We start from the raw sequence: 17,517 nt of genomic DNA on the forward strand, positions 1-17,517 counted from the left end.
ATTAAAGGGTTTGCTCCAAAATGCGAACAACTAATTGCTCAAAACTCGCTCCGTTGGCTTTTGCTGCCATTGGTACCAATGATTTTTCAGTCATGCCAGGAACTGTATTGACTTCGAGTAAGTAAAAATTACCTTGCTCATCGCGCATCGCATCGACACGTCCCCAACCGCTGGCCCCGACTAAATCAAATGCTTTTAATGCCATATCTTGCAACAGTTCAGTTTCTTGCACAGATATATCCGCAGGGCAATGATACTGAGTTGTACTTGACTGATACTTAGCTTGATAGTCATAAAAACCATTTGGCGTGGTCATTTCAATGACCGGCTGAACATCGTGTCCAAGCACAGCAACGGTAAACTCACGCCCCGAGATCCACTGCTCAACAAGCACTTGACTATCAAACTTAAATGCAGCGTTGAGCGCAGTATCTAGTTGCTCTGCGTTACTCGCCTCAGCCATACCAATGCTTGAGCCTTCATGTGACGGCTTAACCATCACTTTGCCAAATTCATTAATAATTGCTTGGCTATCAAACTCATAGCGGCTATCAACAACAGCATAAGGAGCGGTACTTAAGCCCATTGCTTTAAACAAGTGTTTACAGCGTACTTTATCCATCGCCAGTGCTGAGCCTAAAACATCACTACCGGTATAAGGAATCCCCATAAATTCAAGAGCACCTTGAATAGTACCGTCTTCACCACCGCGACCATGTAGAGCAATGAACACACGTTCAATGTTTAGCTCTTTTAATTGCCACAAAGGCTGATCTTTTGGATCAAAAGCAATGGCATCAACGCCCACACTTTGCAAAGCATTCAATACAGCTTGGCCTGATTTTAGAGAAACTTCTCGTTCAGCAGATGTGCCGCCAAAAAGCACTGCTACTTTGCCAAATTTGTCGCTTAACTGGCTCATACATTTACCTGCTTCAGTTGTTCAATAGATAAGTTAGTAGCCGCGAGCGTCTTAACTAACTGACCAATGTTACCAGCACCTTGAGTTAATACTAAATCGTTATCTTGCAGAAGGTTAGCAAGAACGCCTGCAAGCTCAGAGCTATTGGCAACATGAATAGGCTCTTTGCCTCGTTGACGCAAACTACGACATAAACTCTTACTATCGGCTCCGACTATTGGCTCTTCACCTGCTGAATACACATCTAGTAATAAAAGTTGATCGACATCTGCCAATACTTTCACGAAATCTTCATACAAGTCACGTGTACGGCTATAGCGGTGAGGCTGATAAACCATCACTAAACGCTTATCAGGCCAACCTTCGCGCACTGCCGCAATGGTTGCTGCAACTTCTGATGGATGATGACCATAGTCGTCCACCAACATGACATTACCACGTTCATTATCAAAAGTGCCGTAATGCTGAAAACGACGACCCACTCCTTCAAACTGCGCAAGCGCCTCTAAAATCGCTTGGTTAGCAATATGCTGATCTTTGGCAACAGCAATAGCCGCTGTTGCATTTAAAGCGTTGTGCTTACCAGGCATATTTAAAGTTACAGGTAAGCTTTCACCTTGTTTATTCACAACATCGAACGAGCATGTGTTAGCTGTTTGACTGAAGTTAAGCATTCTATAATCTGCATCCGTTGACTCACCATAGGTGATCACTGGGCGGCCAAAACGTGGAATAAGCTCAGCAGCAACGTCTGAATCGATACAGACAACGGCGAGACCGTAAAATGGCAGGTTGTGGATGAAATCGACATAGGTATCTTTCATCTTCTCTAAGCTGCCACCATAGGTATCCATGTGATCTTCTTCAACATTCGTGATCACCGATACCATAGGTTGTAAATGCAAAAATGATGCATCACTTTCATCGGCTTCTGCAATCAAGAAATCACTCTTACCGACTTTGGCATTACTACCTGCGCTATTTAAAAGACCACCAATTATAAAGGTTGGATCAAGACCTGCTTGCGCATAAATACTCGCGATTAAGCTGGTTGTAGTTGTTTTACCGTGTGTTCCTGCCACAGCAATACCGTGGCGAAAACGCATTAGTTCAGCAAGCATTTCTGCACGGCGAACAATAGGGATACGCGCTGCTCTAGCCGCTTTAATTTCGGGATTTTGCTCATTGATTGCACTTGATACCACCACAACGCTGGCATCTTTTACATTGTTTTCATCATGGCCAATAAACACTTCTGCGCCAACATGAATTAGGCGCTCAGTCATTGCACTGTGCGCAATATCAGAGCCGGTAATACGGTAACCTTCAAAAGCAAGTACTTCGGCAATACCACCCATCCCTGCACCACCAATTCCAACAAAGTGGATGGTGTCGATACGACGCATCGCAGGGCGCGTGTTGTTTTCTTTCATCATGCTTTCTTTCACTACGAATCTCTTCTATCTACTAGCTGCTCACAGCGGTTTGCAACCTTGGCTGTGGCATCTAAAATAGCAAGCTGTTTTGCTTTGCTTGCCATTATGGAAATTTTTTCTGGTGCAATTAAGTACGGTGTCAACAAATCCACCACCGCCTCTTTAGAAAACGCGTTTTGTTGCATCATCAGTGCAGCATCTGAGTTAACTAAATAAGCAGCATTAGCAGTTTGATGGTCATCCACTGCATGTGGGAACGGCACAAATAATGCCATTCGACCTGCTGCGGCAATCTCACTAACCGTTAATGCACCAGCACGGCAAATAACCAAATCGGCCCATTGATACGCACTATCCATATCATCAATAAACTCAGCCACTTTCGTATTTTCAGCAAGACTTAGTTGTTGATAGTCTGCCGTGACTTTTTGTTCATTATTTTTTCCGGTTTGGTGCCATATATTAAGCGTTGTTTGCGCTGAAAGTGCACTGAATACAGCAGGTAAAGTGCGATTAAGCACCTGCGCTCCCAACGATCCCCCCACAACTAATATATTAATGGGTGTGCTTGTTTGTTTGGCACTGACTTGAGCAACACTTGCCCTTACTGGATTACCGACTACCTCGCACTGCCCCTTAGCAAATGCTGAAGGAAAAGCCGCTAATACTTTACTGGCAAACTTAGCTAACCAACGATTACTCATACCAGCGACTGCATTTTGCTCATGAATCACTAACGGGATACCTAAGCTTTTCGCTGCAATCCCTGTTGGTCCTGTCACATAACCGCCCATTGCAAGTACCACATCAGGGCGTTGTGCTTTTAGAATTTTACGCGCTTGAAAAATCGCATTCATCACCATAAATGGTGCTTTAATTAGCCGTTTAATACCATTGCCTCGCACCCCTTTGACATCGATAAAATCAATTTCAATATTGTGCTTAGGGACCACAGTTGCTTCCATTCGATCAGGTGTACCAATCCAGCTAACCTGCCAGCCTTGCTGTTTGAGAAAGTCAGCCACTGCAATGCCTGGAAAAATATGTCCACCAGTACCACCGGCAACAACAAGTAATTTTTTACTCATCGCTTACCTCCTGAAGTCGCTTGCTTGGTCGCCATTTTAGTTTCAAAGTCAATACGTAAAAGTACACCTGTGGCTATCGTCATTACTAATAAGCTTGAACCACCATAAGAAATAAATGGCAGTGTTAAGCCTTTGGTTGGCAAAATACCGGCACTCGCGCCGACATTCACCATGGTTTGAAAAGCAAACCAAATACCTATCGCAAACGCAAAATAGCCTTCATACTCTTTTCCGCATTTAAGTGCCTTTTGACCAATTAATAATGCTCTGAATACCAAAACAGCCAACACACATAAAATACTCATAACCCCAAAAAAGCCGAGTTCTTCGCCAATTACAGCAAAAATAAAGTCATTATGTGCTTCTGGTAGGTACTGCAATTTTTGTACACTGTTACCCAAACCTTGCCCAAACCAGCCCCCTTGGCTATATGCCATTAGCGACTGCACGAGTTGATATCCTTTACCAAACGGGTCTTCCCATGGCTCTAAAAAGCCTACAACACGTGCCATACGATAAGGTTCAGCAATGATCAATCCGACAACGGCAGCAACGCCTGTTAAAATCAATACAAAAAACTGCCATAGCTTCGCACCGGCTAAAAATAATAGGCCCACCGTCGTAACAAATAGTACAACCACGGTACCCAAGTCAGGTTGTAATAAAATTAATAAAGCATATGCACCAAATACCACCATAGGCTTTGCGAAGCCTTTTAAGTTTTCTTGCACTTCTTCTCGCTTACGAACCAAGTAGCCAGCGATGTAACTAAAAAAGTATAACTTAGCCGCTTCTGCAACCTGAAAACCCACTGGTCCAATCGGGATCCAGCGTTTTGCACCATTCACTTCGCGACCCACAACAAGAACTAATAAAAGCAAAGCAAGGCCTAGTAATAACAAATAGGGATTACTTCGTTTCCACCAATCCATAGGTACATTGGTTGTGATCCAAAATAAGATAAACCCCATAACAAGGAACATCGCATGGCGAATAATAATATGGTAAGGGTCGTCAAATAACCTTTCAGCGGTAGGCATCGAAGCACTGGTTACCATGACAAAACCAACACCAATCAGCATTATCATGCAATACAATAAGGGGACATCATAAAGCTGTGCGGACTGTTTAGGTGTTAATGCGTCACGGATATCTGCAAATGCAATCATACTGCCTCCGCCAATACGCATTGCGTAAAGTCATCACCGCGTTGCATGTAGTTGTTATACATATCAATACTCGCACAAGCTGGCGCTAAAAGTACGATATCACCATCAACACTTAGTTTTTTCGCTAGCTGCACAGCTTCATGCATATTCGTGGTTAAATGACCTTTATCACTCAGTGCTACGAGTGCTTTGGCGTCTTTACCAAAACATACTAAGGCTTTGACTTTGTTGGTTAGATACGGTTTTAGAGCATCTAAATCAGCCCCTTTCGCATCACCACCTGCAATAACAACTAACTGTTTTGCTTGGTCAGCTAGGCTTTCAATGGCTGCGATAGTTGCGCCGACATTGGTCGCCTTTGAATCATTAAAATATTTTACACCCTTAATTTCAGCAACAAACTGACAACGGTGCGCAAGTCCTATAAATGCGCCGAATGCTTGCTCATAATGTGCTACTGTTATGTCAAAAGGACTTAGCAATGCCATTACAGCTAAGGCATTTTGTTGATTATGCGAGCCCACTACTTTCAAACTGCTTGCAGGTAACACGGGCTTCCCATAAGCTGCAAAATAGTGCTCACCTTGATGTTCAATCAGTGCATAGTCTGCATGCGCGAGAGCAAAGCTTACTTGTGGCTGCTTTGCTGTGTGCGTTGCCACATCAATAGCATTGACGACAGCAAGCTCTGATCCGTTATAAATACTTTGTTTTGAATCTATATAAGCTTGGTAGCTTGAATAACGATCTAAATGATCTTCGCTCACATTAAGTACGCAAGCGCTTTTGGCTTTTAAGCTGTGCGTGGTATCAAGTTGAAAACTCGACAGCTCAAGTACATACACATCGTAGTCTTGCGACAGTAAATCAAGCACCGCAGTGCCAATGTTACCGCCAAGGCCTACTTTATAACCGGCAGCTTTAAGCACTTCAAACGCTAATGTAACAACGGTCGACTTACCATTTGAGCCCGTCACTGCCACAATGGGTTTATTTGTTAGGCGCGCGAACAACTCAACATCACCAATCACTTCCACACCAGCATCAATTGCGTTTGCGACAGCCGGTGTCGCTAAGCTTAAACCTGGACTGATGATAATAATGTCATTGCTGCTCAGCTGTGCATTATTTAAATCACCAAAGTGAGTCGTTAACTCACGAGCATGCTCGCTTAACCAATCTGCACCCGGTGGCGCTGTGCGGCTATCAACAACAATTGGCTTTATATTCTGAGATAATAAAAAACGCACAATGCCCAGACCGGTTACACCGAGTCCGAGCACTGTAATTTTTTTATTTTTTATCTCGTTAATAACTGTCATTTACCTGATCTTCAATGTAGCAAGGCCAGCAAGAACTAGCACAATTGAAATAATCCAAAAGCGCACAATTACGCGCGGCTCAGGCCAACCTTTCAACTCATAGTGATGATGAATGGGTGCCATTCTAAAAATACGTTGGCCGCGTAATTTGTAAGAGCCTACCTGTAAAATCACTGATAAGGCTTCCATTACAAATACACCACCCATAATAATTAAAATAAGTTCTTGTCGAACGAGTACCGCAATAATGCCAAGTGCTCCGCCCAGCGCTAATGAGCCAACATCGCCCATAAATACTTGCGCTGGGTAAGTGTTAAACCATAAAAAACCAAGGCCTGCACCAACAATCGCGGTACATACCACAACCAGTTCACTTGCCAGTGGTAAATGAGGAATATGTAAGTAGCTTGAGAAATTCACATTACCGGTGAGGTAAGCAATAATAGCAAGTGCCGAAGCCACTAAAATAGTAGGTACAATTGCTAAACCATCAAGGCCGTCTGTCAGGTTTACTGCATTCGATGTGCCGACGATTACAAAGTAAGTCATGACGATATAAAACAAGCCTAGCTGCGGCAATACATCTTTAAAAAACGGCACAACCAAAGACGTTTCACTTGCTTGCTGCGATGTAAAATACAACGCACTAGCCACGACTAAAGCAATGACTGACTGCCAAAAATACTTCCATTTAGCAATCAGTCCTTTTGGATCCTTACGAATAACCTTGCGGTAATCATCAATAAAGCCAACGATACCTAATGATCCCACAACAAATAAAGTTGCCCAAACATACTTATTAGATAAGTCAGCCCACAGCAATGTGCTGGTAAAAATAGCACCTAGAATCAAAATGCCACCCATGGTTGGCGTGCCTTTTTTCGACAAGTGAGACTCTGGTCCATCATGACGAACGACTTGACCAATTTGCATCTTTTGCAAGCCACGGATTAATATTGGACCAAAATAAAGTGATATAAGTAATGCTGTTAAAATACCTAAAATCGCGCGCAGCGTTAGGTACGAAAAGACATTAAAACCACTGTAATATTGTGTTAAATACTCTGCCAGCCAAACTAACATGACGATACTCCATTGTTGCCATTTTGCTGGCTATTAACTAAATCTGCGACGACTAGTTCCATACGAGAACTACGTGACCCTTTTACAACTATCGTGGTTTTTTGCTGAGACTGAGCAAGCACACTCTGCAATTGTTGTAGTAATTGTTCGCGGCTTGAGAAGTGGCGGTTTGGCTTTTCAAATACATCACTGGCTGACTTGCTCAATACGCCTAAGCTGTATAGCTCATCAATCCCTTTTTGCTGTGCGTACTCGCCGACTTGTTGGTGATAAAAACGTGCTTCTTCGCCAAGCTCGCCCATATCACCTAGTGCAAAAATGCGACGACCTGGCATATCACTTAATAAATCAATCGCCGCCTTTACAGACTGTACATTGGCATTATAAGTGTCATCAATCACAGTCAGCGTGTCAGAGACTTTGAGTACATTCACACGACCTTTAACTTCACCCATGGTTGCCAGTGCCGATGCAATGCTTTCTAGGCTTACGCCAAGCTCAGTCGTTAAGGCTGTGGCAATCAGTGCGTTGGCAATATTGTGCTTACCAGGTAGAGCAAGGGTAACAGGTACTTTTTTATCTTGATTACACAGCATAAAAGATGCGCGAGCCTGTTCATCAAGCACCACATCTTCTGCCCAATAATCTAATTGCTTGCTAGTAGAAAAGCGTTTTACGTTGCGTTCATTTAGTTTGGCGAGCCAAAAATCAGCAAAATCGCTGTCACAGTTAACCACGGCTACACCATCTGGCTTTAAGCCATCATAGATTTCGCCCTTTGCTGTTGCTACACCTTGAAGTGAGCCAAAACCTTCTAAGTGAGAAGCTGCTACATTACACACCACGGCAACATCGGGTTTAGTCATTGCAACGGTGTAAGCAATCTCACCAATGTGATTCGCGCCCAATTCAATCACCGCATATTCATGCTGTGGTTCAAGGCGTAATAAAGTCAGTGGCACACCAATGTCATTATTAAAGTTGCCTTTCGTCGAAAGCACTTCGCCGTGCCCTGACAAAATTGCCGCACACATTTCTTTTACGGTTGTCTTACCAACACTGCCCGTAATCGCAATAGTTTTAGGTGCAACTTGCGCCATAACGGCTGAGCCAATTTCACCTAGCGCAATGCGTGTATCAGTGACCACAAACTGCACAATATCGACATTAACAGGGTGTGCCACTACCACTGCTATCGCCCCTTTTTCTTTGGCTTGTGCTATAAATTTGTGGCCATCAAAGTTTGGTCCTTGAAGCGCTAAAAACACGTCTCCCTCACAGAGTGTACGCGTATCTGTATTTATATTTTTAACTTGTTGATTACCACCTTGGTAATCGGTTGCTAGAACGTTTGCTAGCCAATCAAAATCCATAGGGATCATAACTGCGCCCCTTGCGATTTTTCTTTTAATTGTTGTTGTACATATTGACGATCACAAAAATCGATACGTTGCTCGCCAATAATTTGATAATCTTCGTGGCCTTTACCTGCAATAAGAATGACATCATCGGCACTGGCTTGTTCTATTGCGTAGCTGATTGCGCGAGCGCGATCTGCTTCACTGTGAGCTTGCTCTGGATGTTCAAGCCCAGCAATAACATCAGCAATAATCTCGTTAGGATCTTCACTGCGTGGATTATCACTGGTGATAATAATACGGTCTGCATTCCCTTCTGCAGCTTTTGCCATCATTGGGCGTTTGCCTTTATCGCGGTCACCGCCGCAACCAAATACACAACTCACGCCACCCGGAACATGTTTTTGCAATGCTTGTAATGCAAGTGCCAGCGCATCAGGAGTGTGAGCGTAATCTACAATACAGGTTGGTTGGCCTGGCGCACTAAATGCCTGCATACGCCCTGCGACAGGCTGCAAAGTACTACACGCATCAGCTAATAATTTAAGTGGATACCCTAAGCCAAGAAGCGTTGCGAGTGCAGCAGCCAAGTTATAAAGATTGAATTCACCAAATAAAGCGCATGTAATATATGCATCGCCCCAACTGGTTTCGAACTTAGCGGCAATACCTGTGTTGTCATAGGTTACTTCACTGAAATAGACAAAACGTGCGTTTTCAGGTGTTAAGTTTTTATGTCCATAACAAACAAGGTTATTAAAGTCGTATTTTTCTAACCACAACTCAACTTGCGCATCATCTTGATTCAGTACGACAAGTTCAGGATTATGGTCACGCATTAACATCAGTTTAGCGTCACCATATGCTTCCATTGAGCCATGATAGTCTAAATGATCCCGTGAAAGATTAGTAAATACTGCCGCCTTAAACTGGCAATGATCAACACGTTGTTGAACTAAGCCATGGGATGAAACTTCCATTGCCACAATGTCAGTATGCTGTTGTTCTAATTCAGATAGAATACGCTGTAAGTCAACACTTGAAGGCGTAGTATTCATCAGTGGCGTTAAGTTATCAGGGTGACCATAACCTAGAGTGCCGATGACCGCAGCTGACTTATGACACTGCTGCGCTAAATGCGCAATCATAGCTGTGGTTGTTGACTTACCATTGGTGCCCGTGACACCCACTAATTCAAGTTGTTTAGAAGGTTGGCCATAAAAAGCAGCGGCCAAAGCAGGTAATTTCTTAGCTAAATCAGTAATTAAAAAAAGTGGTTCAAAATGGCTCTCAAACTGACATAAACGGTCTGCAATGATTGCCACAGCACCATTTTCAATAGCTTTATCAATAAATTGGCCACCATCAAGTTGGTGCCCTTTAATTGCGACAAATACATCGCCTGGTTTTACGTCTCGGCTATCAAGACGAAGTTGATTCACCAATAAGGTATTGGCTTCAACATCAATATGATTAAGAATCGGTTTTAAATCACGCATCGTTATCTTTGCCTTCTACGTACGCAACCGCATCTTTGTCCGGTGCGACGTTTAAAATTCTTAAGGCATTGGAGACAATCTCTGCAAACGCAGGGCCTGCCGTCGCACCGCCATAATATACATCTCCACCGGGTTCATTAATCATTACTACAACAGCTAAACGAGGGTTACTGGCCGGTGCGACACCTGCAAAGTAACCGACATATTCGTCACCATAACCACCCACAGCAGCTTTTTTAGAGGTTCCCGTTTTACCCGCAGCACGATAGCCATCAACTTTAACGCTTCTAGCCGTACCATCTTTTTCAAATACGCTCTCCATCATGTGAACTACAGCCTCAACGTCTTTTTGTTGAAAGACACGTTCACCCTCAGGAATTGAATCTTGCTTTAAAACTGTTAACGGACGCATTACACCACCCGAGCCAAGCATGGCGTAGAAACGGGCCATTTGTGCTGTGCTCACCGCGAGGTTATAGCCAAATGAAAGCGCTGCTATCTCGTGATCTGACCAACGTCGATTAGGGTAAAATAAACCGCTACTTTCGCCGACCATGCCTGTTCCACTGTCGCTTCCGAAACCTACTTTTTGATAAAGACCAACAAAATAGTCTTTCGGTACGGTTTGGCTCACTTTTGTAACACCCATATTACTTGAATACTTCAAGATTTCTCTTAAAGTCATTTCACCATGGTTTCGTGTATCTTGTACTAAGCTGCCACCTACGCGCATCCAGCCTGGGTAAGTATCAATGATGTCATCCGGTTGGATCGAGCCGTAGTCTAAACCAGCTAAAATGGCTAGCGGCTTAACAGTTGAGCCTGGCTCAAATAAATCTGTAATAGCACGATTACGACGTTTATGAGGTGCTGCATCGTTAAGGTTATTAGGGTTAAACGAAGGGCTATTAACCATCGCTAACACTTCGCCTGTTTTTACATCGACGACCATCGCTGATCCTGAGGTTGCTTTATATGTCAGCACTGCCGACTTAACAGCCTTATAGGCGATTGCCTGAATACGTTGATCAATACTAAGCTGTATATTTTCAGGTTCAACACGCTCACGCTCATCAAGTACTTCCACTTCACGACCTTGCGCATCTTTACGAATAGTACGTTGCCCTTCGACACCTGTAAGTTGTTTTTCGTAAAGTTTTTCAATGCCTTCAATACCGTGACCATCAATGTTAGTAAAACCAATAACATGCGCTGTCACTTCACCGGCAGGGTAATAGCGTTTTGATTCATCAAGTAAATGGATACCAGGTAAACGTAAATCACCAATATAATTTGCTACAGCGGGAGTCACTTGACGCTTTAAATAAACAAAGCGGCGTTTAGGGTTATCGCGCAGGCGTGCATTAATTTTCTTTGGCTCAATACGAAGCACATCAGCCAGCTCTCGCCAACGTAAATCGTGGTTATAGTACGTGGCAATACGTTTATTGAGCTCATTGGTGTTTTCAGCAAGGGCATTTTGGTCTTCACCATTTTTACGGGCTTGGCGAAGTACTTTGCTTACTAAAGATTTATGAAGTGCTTTTGGATCTGCATAAACGCTAACAACAGGAACACTAACGGCAAGCTCTTTACCATTGCGGTCAAAAATCATGCCCCGTTGTACATGTTGTTTTTCAACCCGCACTGTGCGTTTATCACTTTCTGAACGGGCTTTATCAGGCTCAATCACTTGTAAATAGGCAGCACGAGCAACTAACGTCATAAAGACGAGTAGAACAACTGAACACACGAGCGTAAAACGCCATGTGATCAAGGTATTTGTTGGCTTTTTCCCTCTGCTTCTCATTGCAGTACTACCACCTGTTCATCTTGGCTAGTTGGCCTTTTCATTTCAAGCTGCATGGTCGCAACTTCTTCGATGCGCGCATGCTGTGAGTAAAACTCTTCTTCTACCAACAAGTAGCGCCACTCTAAATCGAGTTCATCACGCTCTTGCAATAATTTATCCTGCTCTATTAACTGTTGACGTGCTAAGTGTGTCACTTGAACCACACCCAAGCTCGATGCAAGGATCACAACCAACAAGGCCAAGGTCAGCTTATTAGCTCCTAGGCCTTTAAAAATTTCTTTAAATAAGTTTGGTTGGCGATGCGTCGCTTTTGCTTTCATTACAATCTCTGCGCAACCCTTAGTACCGAACTACGCGAACGAGGATTCATTTCAATCTCCGTTTTGCTAGGCTTAATGGCTTTACCCACTGCCTTTAACGTCAGGTTTTTATTTATTTGTGCGTCCGTTAAAGGCAGACCTCTGGGTATCGCCTCTCCCTTACTCTGTTTTTTAATAAACTGCTTAACAATGCGATCTTCTAACGAGTGGAACGAGATAACGACTAAACGCCCACCTGGTTTTAAAACGTCAACAGCGGCTTGCAGTGCAGTTTGAATTTCTTCAAGTTCACTGTTGATATAAATACGGATCGCTTGGAATGTGCGTGTTGCAGGGTGCTTATGTTTATCTTTTACGGGGACTGCTTCATCGACCAAATCAGCAAGCTGCTTGGTGCTAGTAATCGCAGTGTGCTCACGAGTCTCAATAATTTTATGAGCAATACGGCGACCAAATTTTTCTTCGCCATAGGTTTTGATCACATGAGTGATATCTTCAAGTTCAGCTTCCGCTAGCCATTGTGCCGCGCTGCGACCACTGGTTGGATCCATACGCATATCAAGCGGGCCATCTTTCATAAAACTAAAGCCGCGCTCAGCATCATCTAGCTGTGGTGAAGAAACACCGATATCTAACAAAATACCATCAACCTTGCCGATTAAATTGTTGTCTTCAGCAACCGTTTTTAAGTTTGAAAAACGGGTATGGGCAATTGAAAATCGCGTATCGTCGGCAAATTTTTCGGCGGCTTTAATCGCTTGCGGATCTTGATCGATTGCTTGTAAGCGACCTTGATCACTTAAACGCGCAAGAATTTGACCTGAATGTCCGCCGCGACCAAATGTGCCATCCATGTAAATGCCTTCGGGTTTAATATCCAAAGCATCTATGGTTTCGTCCATTAGTACAGAGACATGTTCAAATTGCGCTGTCATTAGCTATTTTTTGCCTTTTTATTATTGTGGTTAGAGTGAAAAGTTATCGAACTCAGGATTTGCCTCAAAATCACCTAGGCGTTCAATTTCAGTATCTTGGCGCATTTGCTCATGCCAACGATCTTCATCCCAAATTTCAAACTTATTCATCAAGCCAACCAACATGATTTTTTTTCCAAGTTCTGCATGAGCCCGTAACGACGGCGCCAGCAAGATTCGGCCATTTTTATCTAGTTGATACTCTGTAGCATTACCGAGCAACATTCGTTGCATACGGCGTGCACGTGGATTCATGTTAGAGATCTTTAATAATCGCGATTCAATTTCTAACCATTCAGCTAATGGGTACAACCACAAACAAGGTTCATTTAAAGCAACAGTGCAAATAACCGTTCCCTGATCTTCAGACAAGATCGCATCTCGGTACTTGGTTGGTACCGCAAAGCGTCCTTTATCATCCAAACTCAGAGAGCTCGCACCCCGAAACATAGCTTGCCTTAAAATTAGGTTGTTAATCGCTGACGATTATTTCTGATCCAATTTGATCCACTAAAAACCACTTTTTACCACAGTGCTCCAGTTTAGGGCTTGACAAGCCATTTTGTCAAGTAAGCTGATCATCATACTCGCCTTCTAAAGCCAGAAAAAATAAGGGCTCAAGCAAAGCTACTGAATTAAGTGGGAAAAAGTGGCAAACAAAGAAAAAATTTTTTTTACCTATTTTATTGGGTAAAAATGATGAATGAATGAGCAGTGAATAGTTACACTATTTCTACCGCACTGTAATTTTTACTCAGTTACCCTGCAAGAGTTACGAGAAAACAACGCTAAGACAAAAACCATTCAATTCGAGAAAGCATAACCCATTAAAAATTAAGAATATTTATATTTGGTATGAAGGTTGCCACATATAAACTACCAACTAATGGCAATATTTAAGGAATGATTATGACTACCGCAACGACAAAATCGAACTCAACTGCAACAAGCAACAGCAATGTAGATCCGAAAGCGGCTCAAGTTGAAGCGCCATTCACAGACAAAGCAACTGAAGCAGCACATCACGCTGTGGATGCTTTATCGACTCGTGCAGCCAGTGCCGAGCACAGTGTTCGCCAAGGTGCGTCAAGCTCTGCTAAAACGCTTTCTGAAAAGCAAGCTGTAGCGCGTGCTAAATTTAATGAATATAGCGGCAAAACGCGTCAGCTTGCCTCAGAAAACCCACTTGCAACAGCAGGTATTGCGTTTGCAGCGGGTATGCTAGTAACTGCACTTATTCGCCGTAAGTAATTGTTATGCAATCTTCTCAACCTACAGATGAGAAAACGCAAGATGCCACTGATCAGAAATCAAACGCTGATCAGTGGCAAGATCATCTTGCCAAACTCTCAGACTACTCTAGGCAGCTATACGTCGATTACCGAAAACAAGCGGGTATATGTAAAGAATTAGCAGCCGCTGAGTGGCGTTTATCAACACGCTCGTTGGCACTCACTATTATTATGCTGGTTTGTTTTGCAGGTGGTTTAGTGCTGTTATGGGCTGGTTTACTTGCCACAATCGGCATTGGCATATTTACCCTAAGTCAATCGCTAATATTATCAGCGATCTCATTAATCGCTTTGCAATTACTTTGTTTAGCATGGCTTTGGAAAAATATAGGTTATGTCAGCAGCAAGATTGGGTTTGATAAATCAGTACGTAGTTTTAAACAGCTTCTTAATATTGATAAGGATGAATCATGATTATTGATTATTTTATTAATAAGCCTCAAAAAAATGTACGTTCACTTAGCGAACAAATGGATTTAGCTGATGAATTAAAGCGCCAACATCATCAAGCTTTTAATTATCGTTTAAAACGCTTTGCAGTAAGCAAAGCCGGTATCGCAAGCGCTTTTACCGCAGGGATGGGTTATCAAGCAATGAAAAGTGATGAACCATCGAAAGGTCCGGTTAAACAAGTAACTCAGTTTGCTTGGTTGCTAAGATTACTATAATCATGATTTATATCATCTAAATCTGTTTTGCTACTTCTCATTTTCACTTTATGCTATTAACTTAAAGCTATTATGGCTAATAGGATAGGTTACTGTGAAAAAACGGATTGTGTTAACAGGTGGACCAGGTGGTGGTAAAACAACGGCAATTGATTTATTACGACGTGAATTTTCAAATCAAATTGTAGTTGTTCCTGAATCTGCAACCATGCTGTTCAGTGGTGGGATAGAGCGTAATGATTCGCCTAGTCTAATCAAAGCACAACAACAAGCAATTTATAATCTCCAGAAGCACCTTGAACATATCCAACGCACCAAACATCCAGACCGTTTAATGCTTTGCGATCGTGGCAGTTTAGATGGGCTCGCCTATTGGCCCGATAACCCTGATGAGTTTTTCAAATACCTGAACACCGATTTAAACACTGAGCTCGCGCAATATGACGCTGTTATATTTTTCGAAACCGCGGCTAAATCAGGTCAAAGCATCCACTCAAATAACCCTGTTAGAAATGAATCAGACAACCAAGCAATTATACTTGACGACAAACTTCAAGCCGTTTGGTCGCAACACCCAAATTTTAATTTAGTGAAAAGTTCAGAGTCATTTATTCAAAAGGTGATGTTTGGCATCGACACTATCCGCAAGGTCATGGATAGTTATAACTAACAGCTTAATCAGTCATTAAACTGTTAGTTATCAGAGTCTATTAACCTCGATTATGTGGTCGAGCGTAGTCTATATCAGGCCCTTTTGGCACAACTTGGGTTGGGTTAATCATGGTGTGGCTAAAATAGTAATGACGTTTTATATGATAAAAATCAACGGTCTTACTCACACCTTCAATTTGATATAACTCACGCAAATAGTTGCTGATCGCCGGATAGCTCTCGATAGTACGCAAATTACATTTAAAATGCCCCACATACACACTGTCGAAGCGAATTAAAGTGGTGAATAAACGCCAATCAGCTTCTGTCAGTGCCTCACCCACTAAATAACGATTAGCAGTTAAACGTTGCTCAATTTTATCTAAAGCGGCAAAAAGATCATCAAAGGCTTCTGTGTAAGCGTCTTGCGTCGTTGCAAAGCCCGCACGATACACGCCGTTATTAATGTTGTGATAAACAAACTCATTAACTTCATCAATTTCAGAGCGTAGCGACTGTGGATAAAAGTCGCGTTCATTACCTGTAAGAGTATTAAACGCAATATTGAACATACGAATAATTTCAGCAGACTCATTACTGACAATACGCTGCGTTTTTTTATCCCAAAGCACAGGAACCGTCACACGGCCTGAATAATCGGCTTTGTTACGCGTATAAATTTGATGCATAAAGTCGCTATTGAAAAGTGCATCACCGGTGCTGTGATTGTCTTTATCAAACGTCCAGCCGTGCTCTAGCATATCAGGGCTTACAACCGACACACTGATATAATCTTCCAGGCCTTTTAAATGGCGAAAAATCAAAGTGCGATGCGCCCAAGGACAGGCTAAAGAGACATAAAGGTGGTAGCGATCTTTTTCTGCTTTAAAGCCAGCATCACCACTTGGTCCTGCACTGCCATCTGCGGTGATCCAGTTACGTAACTGGGCTGCCTCTCGCTTAAATTCACCTTGGTTGTTGTCTGTGTCGTACCATTTATCTTGCCATTGGCCGTTTACTAGTAATCCCACAATAACCTCCTATAGTGTGCCAAATTTACCTTGTTGATAGTCTTGTACTGCCTGATGTAATTCTGCTTGAGTCGTCATTACAAACGGGCCCATGTGAGCGATTGGTTGCTTAAGTGGCGAGCCTGCAAGTATCAAAACCCCCGCACCGGTTTGCGAGTTAAATTCAATGTCACTGCCAGGTTCTAAAATCAGTAAGCTTCCCGCTTTAACTGGACCGCCCTGTTCAGTATGAATTTCTCCGGTATGGATATAAATCATCACCTTAGTTTGTGTAAGCGGTGCATGGTAAAACTGCGTACCAGCGGGTAAAGTCACATCAGCAAGCATGCCGTCAGCTGCGAGATCTTGTAGGCTAGATACCTGCTCTTCACCAGCAAATTGCCAGCTTCCTGCCAACGCTTTAAGCTCAACACCCTGCTCATTTTGAATCGTTGGCGCTGGCGCTTCAGTGGTATCTTGATATCGTGGTGCTCTGAGTTTTTCTGCACTTGGCATATTGAGCCAAATTTGAAAACCATGCATGCCCTCTTTGGCATCCGCTAATGGCATTTCACTGTGAATGACACCAAAACCTGTACTCATCCACTGCACATCGCCAGCTCGAATGGCTTTTTTGTTACCCATTTGATCTTGGTGCTCAAAACCACCTTTAATAATATACGTAAAAGTTTCAATACCACGATGGGGATGCGCGGGAAACCCACCCATAAAATCACTGTGATCATCTGACTTAAGTTCATCGATCATTAAAAAAGGATCTAAATACTTGCCATCAAAGCCCGGAATACGGCTGATGTTTACACCATCACCATCTTGTGTGGCATGGCTATTTAACTGTTGAATCACTTTCATAACTTTACTCCCGTAAATTGTATGAAATGATTGTAGGCG

Annotated in this window: 18 protein-coding genes; 4 read left to right on the forward strand and 14 right to left on the reverse strand. The window is 42.9% G+C overall.

Annotated elements, in window-relative coordinates:
• Position 1 precedes the first annotated feature (1 nt).
• The 12 genes from L3V38_RS16075 to mraZ are packed head-to-tail and all read right to left on the reverse strand — an operon-like array spanning position 2 to position 13,434.
• Positions 2 to 922 carry a D-alanine--D-alanine ligase gene (locus L3V38_RS16075; RefSeq protein ID WP_130149400.1) on the reverse strand — a complete coding sequence of 307 codons (921 nt, stop codon included), beginning with the start codon at positions 920 to 922 and terminating at the stop codon, positions 2 to 4.
• Positions 919 to 2,370 (reverse strand): UDP-N-acetylmuramate--L-alanine ligase, encoded by a 1,452-nt coding sequence (gene murC, locus L3V38_RS16080; RefSeq protein WP_130149399.1) that lies wholly within the window; start codon positions 2,368 to 2,370, stop codon positions 919 to 921. The genes L3V38_RS16075 and murC overlap by 4 nt, the downstream gene beginning before the upstream one ends.
• Complete coding sequence (murG, locus tag L3V38_RS16085) at positions 2,370 to 3,446, reverse strand: undecaprenyldiphospho-muramoylpentapeptide beta-N-acetylglucosaminyltransferase (RefSeq protein ID WP_237120013.1); 1,077 nt, start codon at positions 3,444 to 3,446, stop codon at positions 2,370 to 2,372. Before murG ends, murC begins: the two co-directional genes overlap by 1 nt.
• Positions 3,443 to 4,615, reverse strand: coding sequence for a cell division protein FtsW (gene ftsW / locus L3V38_RS16090; RefSeq protein ID WP_062568617.1), 1,173 nt, complete (start codon positions 4,613 to 4,615; stop codon positions 3,443 to 3,445). Before ftsW ends, murG begins: the two co-directional genes overlap by 4 nt.
• Positions 4,612 to 5,937 (reverse strand): UDP-N-acetylmuramoyl-L-alanine--D-glutamate ligase, encoded by a 1,326-nt coding sequence (gene murD, locus L3V38_RS16095; RefSeq protein ID WP_237120014.1) that lies wholly within the window; start codon positions 5,935 to 5,937, stop codon positions 4,612 to 4,614. Before murD ends, ftsW begins: the two co-directional genes overlap by 4 nt.
• The gene (gene mraY / locus L3V38_RS16100) at positions 5,938 to 7,020 is read right to left on the reverse strand and encodes a phospho-N-acetylmuramoyl-pentapeptide-transferase (RefSeq protein WP_193987822.1); all 1,083 of its coding nucleotides are present in this window, start codon (positions 7,018 to 7,020) and stop codon (positions 5,938 to 5,940) included.
• Positions 7,014 to 8,402, reverse strand: coding sequence for a UDP-N-acetylmuramoyl-tripeptide--D-alanyl-D-alanine ligase (murF, locus tag L3V38_RS16105; protein WP_237120015.1), 1,389 nt, complete (start codon positions 8,400 to 8,402; stop codon positions 7,014 to 7,016). Before murF ends, mraY begins: the two co-directional genes overlap by 7 nt.
• Positions 8,399 to 9,877, reverse strand: a complete 1,479-nt coding sequence (gene murE / locus L3V38_RS16110) for a UDP-N-acetylmuramoyl-L-alanyl-D-glutamate--2,6-diaminopimelate ligase (protein WP_237120016.1) — start codon at positions 9,875 to 9,877, stop codon at positions 8,399 to 8,401. The genes murF and murE overlap by 4 nt, the downstream gene beginning before the upstream one ends.
• Positions 9,870 to 11,687: a penicillin-binding transpeptidase domain-containing protein gene (locus L3V38_RS16115; RefSeq protein WP_062568612.1), complete on the reverse strand. Its 1,818-nt coding sequence runs from the start codon at positions 11,685 to 11,687 to the stop codon at positions 9,870 to 9,872. Before L3V38_RS16115 ends, murE begins: the two co-directional genes overlap by 8 nt.
• Complete coding sequence (gene ftsL / locus L3V38_RS16120; protein WP_130149393.1) at positions 11,684 to 12,010, reverse strand: cell division protein FtsL; 327 nt, start codon at positions 12,008 to 12,010, stop codon at positions 11,684 to 11,686. Before ftsL ends, L3V38_RS16115 begins: the two co-directional genes overlap by 4 nt.
• Positions 12,010 to 12,945: a 16S rRNA (cytosine(1402)-N(4))-methyltransferase RsmH gene (gene rsmH / locus L3V38_RS16125; RefSeq protein WP_062568610.1), complete on the reverse strand. Its 936-nt coding sequence runs from the start codon at positions 12,943 to 12,945 to the stop codon at positions 12,010 to 12,012. The genes ftsL and rsmH overlap by 1 nt, the downstream gene beginning before the upstream one ends.
• A 30-nt stretch (positions 12,946 to 12,975) precedes the next feature.
• The gene (mraZ, locus tag L3V38_RS16130; RefSeq protein ID WP_036971213.1) at positions 12,976 to 13,434 is read right to left on the reverse strand and encodes a division/cell wall cluster transcriptional repressor MraZ; all 459 of its coding nucleotides are present in this window, start codon (positions 13,432 to 13,434) and stop codon (positions 12,976 to 12,978) included.
• 459 nt (positions 13,435 to 13,893) lie between these two features.
• On the opposite strand from mraZ, the gene L3V38_RS16135 reads away from it, so the two are divergent.
• The 4 genes from L3V38_RS16135 to L3V38_RS16150 all read left to right on the forward strand — a co-directional run bounded on the left by L3V38_RS16135 (position 13,894) and on the right by L3V38_RS16150 (position 15,614).
• Entirely contained in the window at positions 13,894 to 14,235 is a 342-nt protein-coding gene (locus L3V38_RS16135; protein WP_130149392.1) for a DUF883 domain-containing protein, read from the forward strand.
• 5 nt (positions 14,236 to 14,240) lie between these two features.
• Positions 14,241 to 14,690 carry a hypothetical protein gene (locus L3V38_RS16140; RefSeq protein ID WP_237120017.1) on the forward strand — a complete coding sequence of 150 codons (450 nt, stop codon included), beginning with the start codon at positions 14,241 to 14,243 and terminating at the stop codon, positions 14,688 to 14,690.
• Entirely contained in the window at positions 14,687 to 14,944 is a 258-nt protein-coding gene (locus L3V38_RS16145; protein ID WP_062568607.1) for a hypothetical protein, read from the forward strand. The genes L3V38_RS16140 and L3V38_RS16145 overlap by 4 nt, the downstream gene beginning before the upstream one ends.
• Before the next feature lie 94 nt (positions 14,945 to 15,038).
• Positions 15,039 to 15,614, forward strand: a complete 576-nt coding sequence (locus L3V38_RS16150; RefSeq protein ID WP_237120018.1) for an AAA family ATPase — start codon at positions 15,039 to 15,041, stop codon at positions 15,612 to 15,614.
• A gap of 40 nt (positions 15,615 to 15,654) precedes the next feature.
• Here the strand turns inward: L3V38_RS16150 and L3V38_RS16155 are convergent, their stop codons facing one another.
• Together L3V38_RS16155 and L3V38_RS16160 are read right to left on the reverse strand one after the other, a co-directional pair.
• Positions 15,655 to 16,626: a glutathione S-transferase family protein gene (locus L3V38_RS16155; RefSeq protein ID WP_237120019.1), complete on the reverse strand. Its 972-nt coding sequence runs from the start codon at positions 16,624 to 16,626 to the stop codon at positions 15,655 to 15,657.
• A 9-nt stretch (positions 16,627 to 16,635) separates the two neighbouring features.
• Positions 16,636 to 17,478: a pirin family protein gene (locus L3V38_RS16160; RefSeq protein WP_237120020.1), complete on the reverse strand. Its 843-nt coding sequence runs from the start codon at positions 17,476 to 17,478 to the stop codon at positions 16,636 to 16,638.
• Positions 17,479 to 17,517: the final 39 nt, after the last annotated feature.

It is taken from the genome of Pseudoalteromonas sp. L1 (assembly GCF_021728095.1).
In the GTDB taxonomy this organism is placed as follows: domain Bacteria; phylum Pseudomonadota; class Gammaproteobacteria; order Enterobacterales; family Alteromonadaceae; genus Pseudoalteromonas.